General features: G+C 48.6%; 5 protein-coding genes. All 5 read right to left on the bottom strand.

Going from position 1 to position 10,003, the window contains the following annotated elements:
• Positions 1-131: 131 nt before the first annotated feature.
• The 5 genes from ACTIE6_RS09260 to ACTIE6_RS09240 all read right to left on the bottom strand — a co-directional run bounded on the left by ACTIE6_RS09260 (position 132) and on the right by ACTIE6_RS09240 (position 9,941).
• The gene (locus tag ACTIE6_RS09260; RefSeq protein WP_439556370.1) at positions 132-1,355 is read right to left on the bottom strand and encodes an Nramp family divalent metal transporter; all 1,224 of its coding nucleotides are present in this window, start codon (positions 1,353-1,355) and stop codon (positions 132-134) included.
• Positions 1,356-1,556: 201 nt separating this feature from the next.
• The gene (locus ACTIE6_RS09255; protein ID WP_439556369.1) at positions 1,557-2,615 is read right to left on the bottom strand and encodes a LacI family DNA-binding transcriptional regulator; all 1,059 of its coding nucleotides are present in this window, start codon (positions 2,613-2,615) and stop codon (positions 1,557-1,559) included.
• 95 nt (positions 2,616-2,710) lie between these two features.
• Positions 2,711-4,867 (bottom strand): PKD domain-containing protein, encoded by a 2,157-nt coding sequence (locus ACTIE6_RS09250; protein ID WP_439556368.1) that lies wholly within the window; start codon positions 4,865-4,867, stop codon positions 2,711-2,713.
• A 38-nt stretch (positions 4,868-4,905) separates the two neighbouring features.
• Positions 4,906-6,357, bottom strand: coding sequence for a SusD/RagB family nutrient-binding outer membrane lipoprotein (locus ACTIE6_RS09245; protein ID WP_439556367.1), 1,452 nt, complete (start codon positions 6,355-6,357; stop codon positions 4,906-4,908).
• Between the two features lie 11 nt (positions 6,358-6,368).
• On the bottom strand, positions 6,369-9,941 hold the full coding sequence (locus ACTIE6_RS09240; protein WP_439556366.1) for a SusC/RagA family TonB-linked outer membrane protein: 3,573 nt from the start codon (positions 9,939-9,941) through the stop codon (positions 6,369-6,371).
• Positions 9,942-10,003: the final 62 nt, after the last annotated feature.

Genomic DNA, 10,003 nt, shown 5'->3' with positions numbered 1-10,003 from the left:
ATGCTCGGACCGATTTTGCCTCCTGCACCCAGCACCATGATATCGCCGTCTATGCGCTTGATATCCTCGATCAATGCCTCTGACGGGCTCAGCCATTTTTCTTCCAGTGAAGCGATGTCAATCATAAAAGGTTATTTGAAAAGCGGATTATTAAAGAATAGTTCTTTCGAATTGATGATCGCAAGTCCGAAAATCACCAGCAGGCCGATACCGGCCACAACTTTGACCAGCGGACTATTGACCTTGTCGCCCATGATCTTCCTGTCATTGCCGACCATGTAAATGGCGGTACCGATGAAGGGTACCACGAAAATGGTTACGCTTTGTGCAAAAACGATGAGTTCGAGCGGCAACTTTCCAAAGCGGATTGCAATAGAAGCGCCGACGATCATGACCAATGCAACCAGGTAACGCACTGACTTTGAGCTAAAATTACTCCCCATCCCAAGTGCATCGCCCAACAGAGTACCGCCCACGGAAGCATTCCCGATCAGCGATGAAAACGCCGCACCAAACAAACCCACCAGAAATACTGTAGACGCATTTTCACCGAAAATCGGTTCCAGTGCCTTGGCCATATCGGTAGCCGAGTTCACGGCAATACCTTTCGGGTTCAGGATCGCCGCGGCGCAAATGATCACAATGCTGCACATCACTCCCAACAGGATAATTCCGGTAGAACTATCGTTTCTGGTATTGCGCAATGCAGGATTGATCCGGATTCTTTCCTGTATCAGATACGACTGGTATAAGGCGCCTACGATGGAGAAGCAGGAAGCCATAAACGCGATGATCAAACCCTGCGAACCCTCCGGGATCACGGGTGTTGTGAAGCCTTTGACGATCTTAACAGGATCAGGATCAGCCCAGAAGAGCGTCGTAATAAATGAAAATAGCATTAAGAAGATCAGCAGGATCATCGTACGTTCCAGAACGGAATAGAAACTGCGGAAGAACAACAAACCAATGCCCAATCCATTGAAAATGATGATCCAGGGAACCGGGGATGTATCATATAGCTCGCCCAGCGCAATACCCAGTCCGATCGAATTGCCTGCCTGAAAGGACGTGGCTACCAGAAAAACACCCAGGCCCATGGCCACCGATGCCCCGTTACCCCACTTCTGCTTTACCGAAGCGAGCAGGGATCGGTCGGTAGCTACCCCAATGCGCGTAGACATGGCGGTGAATACGGCCATGAACAGGATTGCCACCACTACGATCCATAAAAGAGAATAACCGTAAACCGCGCCGAGTTTTGAAGTAATGGTCATCTTGCTCGGTCCGAAAACCAATGCGGCAGTGATCATTCCCGGACCTAGTGATTTGAGCCACCTGAGGGTTTGTTCTTTCATAATAATTTCCGAGGAAAAAGGTGTTTTGAGCGCCGCCCGCAGACTTGTTAAAAGAATTTACGGGCACGTGCCCGTAAAGATAGAAAAGAATTTAATAATTTTAATTTCGAAGGATTTATATCCAGAAAATTCTGCGAGTTTTTTTGATCGGCCTATGTTCTAGTGCAAAGTGGCCTGAATGCATTATGTAGTACTGAAAGGCTAATTCTGGTAAAACTCGTAGTTTTCCTTTGTAACAATGTCAATAGGCATATAGCTCAACTTACTCACAGGCGCATTCACCACCAATTTCTGATAAAGGGCCATAATCCCCCGGTAACCCTGCTCTTCGGGACGGTGGCAGATCAGGAAATCGATGACATTATTTTCAAGATAGGACACATTTTCTGTCACAAAATCGAACCCGATCAGCGATACATGCGTGCGGTGACTGTTTTTCAGAAAAGAAGCGACCGTATGCACACGTGAATTCGTCACGAATGCAGCGCCTATGTCTTTATTCAAATGAAAAACATAGGTAAGGTGCCTCGCGACGGACTGGTAGTCGGTTTCCCGGATATCGATCCTGACGATTTCCATGGGCTGGTCACGGTCGGCAAAGTAGGCCCTGAAACCTTCCTCTATTTTTTGGTAATTGAAGTTGTCGATCTCTTTCGAAATGTTGATGATCAGGATCTTCTTGGCGCGATCCAGCCGGTAAGTGAGCAGCTTCGCACCTACATACCCGCTCTTGAACAGGTGCGGACCAATGTAGGACAGGCTGTGAAGATCGGGAATGTCCGAATCCAGAAATACAAAAGGGATCTTCCGCTCGGCGCATTGTGCTGCAAACTTCTTGGTCTCTTCAATATAGGAAGGCGAGATCAGCACACCCTGAAAGTCCCCTCGCAGTACCTCGGCAATCGTATTGGAAAAAGAATCCTTGTCATTCAGATCAAAGAAGAAGACCTGCGTGTGCACGCCGTACTGCTTTATTTCGGCTTCTGCCCTTTTCACGCCACGCAAAGGCGCCTCCCAGAAGTTCGTTTCCTCCGATACATTCGGGATAACCGCTGCAATACTGATGATCTTTTTGGAAGCAAGCCGACTGGCCAGCAGATTGGGCTGGTAATCCAGTTCCTTGATGATTTCGTTGATCCGTTTTTTGGTCTTTTCAGAAACCCCGGTGCGGTTATGCAGCACACGGTCCACGGTTGCGGTGGAAACATTGGCGCGACGGGCAATTTCTTTTACTCCCTGCGAGGTACTCTCCTTTTTCATCTGGCGCTTGGTTTGGGTGCCTTGCGTCTTTTCGATTTAAGACTTCAGGGTAAATATAGCCCACCTTCCAATACCTCCAAAACTTTCGGGTTTGCTTACTGCTCCACTTTCCTGAAAATAATAGCGTCGACCAGCACCTGCCCCTCAGAACCTTCGCTCAGGATATCGACATAACCATCCATTCCCTCCCAGAAATCAAACTTTCCAAGTGAAAGCGATTCCATAGGCCTGACCCGGATTTCCTGTACGCCTTTTTTTGAATGGACTTTCACTGTGAATGCAGGAACTGCATTGAGCTTGTTATCTACCCCGTATTTTTTGTCACCTACCGTCGCCCGGCGTTGTGGATCAAAAGGCGTTTGCTCCGAGAAAAGCACCTCATAAGTACCTGCTGCGAGATCGGGGCGGAACCTGACAAACTCATCCTTCGCGGCGCGACTTCCATCGGTCAGATACAGATCGCGGAAACCCTTTTCTTTCCACCTCTTAAATTGCGGCGCCACCCAGAAGTACGGCGTGGCGTAAAACCTGTTTTCACGTACATCGGCATTGTCCACGATCTCCTGTTTCAAATTGCCCATTTCGTCGTGCGCAGGCGGGTACGTCGGGATAGTTAATGAAATATGGAAATATTGGCTTGCACCCGCTCCCTCCACCTTCACACGCGCAGCGTAAACGCCGGCTTTTAGTCCGGTCGCATTCACTGAAACCTGGATTTTTTGCTCATTCCCCTGCCCTTCCGGTTTTAAGTTAAGCCAGTTTTTTCCTTGCAGGTATTCAATTTTTGGAGCATTAGCTTTTCCCAAAACACCATTTCCATTATTAGTGATCAAAAGTGTTTTTGCATTCGGCTGCGGCCTGGTTGCTCGGGCTAAAAAGTGAATGGTATTCGGAACAAACTTTCTTTCCAATGCGTACACATCCATTACATGCACGGGACGAATACGGAATGAAGGTTCTTCGTCACATGCCAATGCGAGCGACGGCGATTTCAGCGGATTACCGTTGATGGTGATATGCTGCGTAAAGCTGCTTTTCGAGACTCCATCATCCACCAGAAGTGTCACCGGGTAAATGCCCGGTTTGGCAAAAATGTGCTTTGGATCCTTTTCAATGGAAATACTACCGTCACCAAATGTCCAGTAGTAAGACAAACCCCTACCTGCATTCTTGTATTCATTTCTTGATTTTTCACCAACAAACAAAACCGGCTCGCCCGTTTTACCCGGACGAAATGCATTCATTATCGCTTTGGTGTCTCCCGCCCGCTCACGGTTATCTTCAAAAGTCTGCCAGAACAAAATCCAGGGATCGAGCAAAATTTCGGAATCATTTTCCTTTGTTTTCACCCGGAATACAAAATGAGAATGGTTGTGCGCGCCGACATGCACGCCCGATCCGTCGGAGTACAATGCGCCCGCGGGAATGGGCGTATGTTCGGGAACGCGCAGATTAAGCATGTGGTGGTTTTGAATGCTCCACACATCGCCATTTTCCCAGGTATGATTACCCCGCCAGCGGTTGTTGTTATCGCCTTTCTCAAGACTGAATACAAAATAATGATCGTCGATCGGGAAAGGCGTGAAATGCGGCGTCCCGGCAGGTTTGTTCAGATCCAGTCCGCCGTGCAGCTCAAAACCATTGTACGCGCCCAGCCAGCAATCGTCGGCATTATAGCTGTCAGAAATCCGGATGAGATTTTCGCTTAATGGAAACATCGGATACAGTCTTGATGGTGCAATGCGTTTGGTCATATCGGCCACGGCAAAGCGGGCATGCTTTTTCGGGACGGATTCACTGCTCTTCCCGCCATGTTCGTCCTTGATGATTTGCCCGATGGTATTCACGCCGTCAAACCAGATCCGCATTCCGTTGATCACGTAAGGCTCGTAAAAGCTCTCCTGCGAACCCACATACCGCTCCATTTTCATCAGATGCCCATCCATCAGCACCTGGCAGGTAAAATGATAAAGCGTCGCGCCGCCTGGCTGGTCTGCCCGGAGTTTGCCCAGATTCGTCATAATAATGTCAGAAGAGATCTCTTTCAAAACCATCGTCCGCACTTCTCCATTTTGGAGCACAAACTTCAATGTGTCCTCCTTGTTCATTTCCACGGGCGTCAGTGTGGCCTTTGCCTTGCGGTGAATGGTTTCGCCCATTGCCTGAATTCCAAAAAGCAGAAATAAAACAATTGGTATTCGCGAAATGCAATTCACTGAATAAGGGAAGTTTAATGTTAGTTTGTGCTCCATTCTATTCTAAATCTTTCAAATTGACTTAATTAAAATGCCTATTTATTTACTTGTGTTGGTTCAAATAAATCAGGTAATGGATTAGGCGTATTTGCATTGGAATTGATTTCATTTTGTCCGTAGAAAAATCTTTCGGGCAAACGGTTCCCGGTTGCAGGTGTGAGTTTGATACCTACATCTTCCTTTCTGGTCCTTCTGATATCATTAAAACCGATCAGCCGGATGTAAAAAGTGACATACCTTTCTTCCAGAATTTCCGCAAAAAGCGCTTTGTTTTTGTCCAGCGCGCCAATATGGTTCATTCCGCCTGCCAGGAAATCAGCCTCCGTGTACGGTTCATATTTAAATGTGTATTTCGAGCGATAAGTCGGGTCAATGTATCCGCCTGATTTCATGAATGCGCGGAAATTATTAAGATGTCCGAGTGCTGCGGCAAAATCCGGTTTACGCGCCGCAGCTTCGGCCAGGATCAGCAGGTTCTCCTCGTAAGTAACCATCGGCGCAGGCGCATTCATGGCAATTGCGCCATTTAATGTATCGCCGCGGGCTACGGAAAGGTAATTCGGCTCGATTTCGCCTGTAATGCCTTTGGTACCCAGATTGACATAGTAAAAGTTAAAGCGCGCGGTTTCATCCGTTTTCGCATTGCCGCGATAGGTTGGTGATTTAGGATCAAGAAGAGTGGTCAGATAAGCATTTCTCGCACTTACATCGCCTGCGCGTTCCTCAACATTATGCAAATAGTAGCGGTTGCGCGTGCCCGCCGTGGCCGTATGCGGACCAAGTAACGAGCCGGCCGGACTGGCAATTCCCTTTAAAGCCTCGCTGTACGCTTTGTCATACTCCCTGGTTTCCAGGTACATTCTGGCCTTCAGGGTATGCGCCACTGCGATCCATTTGGCAGCGTCGCCGTCAAAGAAAATGTCAGACTTGCTCCTTACCGCTCCGGTACCAGTTTCCAGCGCAACGATTCCTTCGTCCAGCAATTTTTGCACACCCGCATATACCTGAACCTGAGGATCAAAGGCCGGATTTGGAAACCGCTGCGGATCGCCGAACTGCGAAAACGGAACATCGCCGTAAAGCGCCGCCGCAGCGCCCATTACATAAGCCTGTACCACCCGGGAAATGCCAATCCCGCGCTGGTTACCTACCGCGGTATATTTTTCAATTGCTCTTTCGAGCTGAATGTAGGTTTGGTTGTAAATGTAAGTCCACGCATCGTCGGTTTCCACGGCGGTGTACTGGTAATTCTGGTAGTTCAGATACTGCCGCTGAATGCCCGTCATGTAACCCGACCACATATTGGAAATGATTGCGATCCGCGATCCATTGAAGTTGATCGCAGCCACCTGCGCGCCGGTCAGCATCATATCCGCCGGGGCGTCAGTGACATTGTTCGGGTCCACATTCATGTCTTTTACAAAACTCGAACAGGATGTGGCATATACAAAAACAGCAGTTATGACAAAATGAAATAGTCTTTTCATGATATAACTATTTAGTAGTTAATAAGTAAAGAGAATAAATAGGATCTGGTGCCGGGATTGTCGAAATAATCCAGTCCACGTCCCAGCGACACCTGCGTGTGATTGGAATCCGGGTCAATACCGCGCACGCCGGTCCACAAAAACAGGTTTCGCCCCGACAATCTGAATTCTACAGATTGCAGTCTGGTCGCTTTCCGGAAGCGCTCGTTTTGCAAAGTGTAACCGAGTGAAAGTTCTCTCAAACGCGTCCAGCTTCCGTCCACTACAAACTGCTCTTTTAACCCGCTGAAACCGCCGCCCAAAGTCGTGTAATACGACTCGTCGAGCAGCACTTCTCCCGCGCCGAGGTCGGCGATATTTCCCCTCACCGTCGTTCCGGCAGGTATCACCGTTCCTCTGAAATTTTTCAAATCTTTGGTCAAAGTCACTTCCCTGCCCACATCTTCGTGCGTGCCGTGCGAGTACATCACACCGCGCGTTCCCTCGAAAAAGTCGCCGCCCTGGAAAGTTTCAAAGAGTAGTCCGAGCGAGAAGGATTTGTAAGAAAGATTAGCCCCGAAACCACCGCGCCAGTCCGGGTTCGGATCACCGATTTTGGCATTGACTGCATTCACAGTAGGAAAACCATTGGCATCGAAAATCTTGTTGCCCTGGTCGTCGCGGGCATACTGTCCGCCCATAAAAACGCCCACCGGCTGCCCTTCAAGCGCATTGATCGTCATATATCCGCTGATCCCGCCCACTTGCACGGCCGTCGCGCCTGCCAGGTCGGTGACGAGGCTGCGATTTCGGTTCAGGTTGAAATTGAGTGAAAGTGTCAGGTCTTTTTTCCTGAAAATGTCGTAGTTCAGGTCAAAGTCGATACCCTTGTTCTGCATGGTTCCGGCATTCTGGTACGCGCTGGAAAAGCCCGTGGAATTGGGTGTCGGCACGGACAAAAGCAGATCGCTTGTTTTGTTTTTGTAGTAGGTGATCTCCGTTCTCAGCCTGTTTCCCAAAAAACGCAGGTCCGCGCCTACTTCATATTCCGTTTTTCTTTCGGGACGAAGCTGATCGTTTCCAAAATTGGCGCTTTGCAGGTATGATCCGTTTCCATAGAGCGAGTTACCAGGTACAAACAGCGTTCTGGTCCGGTAAGGCGCCGGCTGCGAACCTACTATCCCATAAGAAGCCCTGATTTTACCAAAAGACAACCAATTGGTTTTTTCAAAAAACTTCATTTTCGTAAACTGCCAGGCCACGTCGCCCGACGGATAATAGAAAGTATTTTCAGAAGCTTCGCCGAAAGTCGAAGCCGCTTCGCCCGCAAACGAAAAATTGAAGAACAGAGCGTCATAAACTGACAAGCCCAAAACTGAATAAGCCCGCGCGCTCCGGATGTTGGTCTTGCTGTTATTCGGATTTTTGTTGAGTGTCAATGCATTCGAGAAATTCCAGGGACCGTCGGCGATCAGGAAGTCGGTCATTTCGCCGCCTAGTTCTGCGTATTTCCGGTCATTCAGATTAAAACCTGCAATCAGGTTTGCAGAAAAATTAGGACCGAAATTGTGCGAATACCTGCCGATCAGATCATAATTCAGCTGGTTTTCCAGGATGTTCGTTTCACCATATCTGCCATTTAAATTCACCGCATCAGCCTGGGCGGAATTCACTGGAAAATAGGTTTGGCGCACGTCAGAAGCATTGTCTATCCCGAATCTGTTAATAATGTCCAGACCTTTAAACGGTGTGATCGTCAGTTCGGCACTACCAATGAAACGATTCACGGCATTCGGATTTTTTTGCTCAATCATCGTCCACAACGGATTGTTATACACCGGATTAGAGCTGTTCCCCAGGTAATTCCGGTACGAACGCTGACGGTTTACGATCGGTGCGGCATTAGGGCCGCTGTAATAATTCCCTTTGTAGTCGGTAATGTCAAAATCGGGCGTCATCCGGTAATAGCCGAGCAGCATCCCCGCTGTATTATTCGACCGCTGCACACGCTCGGAGCGGATGATGGCGTAGGAAGCGTGCGTAGAAAGTTTGATAATTTCATTCAGCTTGCTTTCAATGTTCAGCCGGATCGTGCTGCGTCTGTAATCGCTGTTTTCGCGGAAAACACCTTTTTGATATACATCACTTAAACTGAACAGATAATTGGAATTGGCACCGCCGCCGCTCAGGCTCAGACTATTATCAAACGCATAGCCATTCCTGAAAATCGCATCAAATTGTTTGTCAGCAAAAACGTCCTGTGAATTCTTTTTGATAATAGGGTAATACCTTTGTCCCGTCTGGTAACCTTCGAAGAACTCGCCGGATTGGTTTACTTCATCTGCGCCGCCCGCACGCGCTGCAATTTTATCACCCCAGGCATTCCCGGAAGCCGGATTAAACTTTCCCTGGTCGCCCTGACCAAATGCAGTTTGTCGCTGGTGATAGCGATTGATTTCATCCATCGAATAGCTCGATTTGAATGAAATCTTCATTTTATCATTGTAAGAACCGTTTTTAGTCGTGATTACGATCACCCCATTGGCAGCCCGCGATCCCCAGAGCGCCGCTGCCGAGGCGCCTTTCAGAACCTGTACAGAAGCAATGTCGTCGGGATTAATGTCATTCACCCGCGACTGCTGCACCACGCCGCGGATGTTCGTCCCGCCGTGCACGGAGCTGTTTATAGGTACGCCGTCGACAATGTAAAGCGGCTGCGAAGAGCCCGATAACGTACTCGCCCCGCGGATCTGGACAAAAGAGCCACCGCCTGGGTCACTGCCGGAAGACCTGCCGATAAATACCCCCGACGCTTTTCCAGCCAGTTTGTTGAGCAAGCTCGTTTCGCCTGACGCAGCAATGCTTTTATCGGTGATTTTTGAACTGGTAGAACCCAGCTTGTCAGCCGATTCTTTAAAACCCAGCGCGGTGACCACCACTGCATCGAGCATTTTAATGTCCGAAGCCAGTACGATATTGAATGTAGTCTGACTACCGACAGCCACTTCTTTGTTGACATATCCCACATAGGAAAATATCAGCGTCGCATTTTCGTCAGTAACGGCAATTTCAAAGTCGCCGTTTGCATTTGTCAGCGTGCCGCGCTGCGAACCTTTCAGCATTACGCTCACGCCCGGAAGCACTTCTCCGGCCTCATCTTTGACAGTACCACGTATATCTCTTTCCAGCAACCGCATGCTGCTTTGCGCATTCGCTTCCGCTGCATTTTCCTGTTTAGGCGGAAATGCTTTTTGTAGAATGATCTGCCGGCCTTGTAGCTTGTAACGGATGCCCGCTTTTGTCAGCAGCTCGTCCAGCACACCCGAGAGCGGCTGCTGATGAGCTGTTAATGTCACTTTCTGATCAGGCGTGATCAGGTTGGAAGAATAGGTAAAATGCACGTCCGCCAGTTTCTGGATCTGGTTCAGCACACTCCTGAGTCCTTCATTTTCTGCCTGAATAGATATTTTCTGCGTCAATGCACTTTGAGCATCAGCCGTTTTGGCGAAGCTAACGCCTGTAAACAGAAAGATCAATAAAAGCTGATGTAACGATAATTTCATAATTCGACCTGCCAGCCAAAGTGTTTGTCTGCGCTTTTTCATAGTTTTGATCGTTTTGTCGGAACTTGATATGGGTTGAAGGCAAAATAATCCCGGTCATCTTC

Source organism: Dyadobacter sp., assembly GCF_051859145.1.
Lineage (GTDB): Bacteria > Bacteroidota > Bacteroidia > Cytophagales > Spirosomataceae > Dyadobacter.
The sequence above is the reverse complement of the archived record's forward strand: the minus strand, read 5'-3'. Positions and strand labels throughout refer to the sequence as shown.

What these genes read in the sequence shown, in the direction of transcription:
- ACTIE6_RS09260 (WP_439556370.1), bottom strand. Translation starts at nt 1,355, where the DNA reads ATGAAAGAACAAACCCTCAGGTGGCTCAAATCACTAGGTCCGGGAATG.
- ACTIE6_RS09245 (WP_439556367.1), bottom strand. Translation starts at nt 6,357, where the DNA reads ATGAAAAGACTATTTCATTTTGTCATAACTGCTGTTTTTGTATATGCC.
- ACTIE6_RS09255 (WP_439556369.1), bottom strand. Translation starts at nt 2,615, where the DNA reads ATGAAAAAGGAGAGTACCTCGCAGGGAGTAAAAGAAATTGCCCGTCGC.
- ACTIE6_RS09250 (WP_439556368.1), bottom strand. Translation starts at nt 4,867, where the DNA reads ATGGAGCACAAACTAACATTAAACTTCCCTTATTCAGTGAATTGCATT.
- ACTIE6_RS09240 (WP_439556366.1), bottom strand. Translation starts at nt 9,941, where the DNA reads ATGAAAAAGCGCAGACAAACACTTTGGCTGGCAGGTCGAATTATGAAA.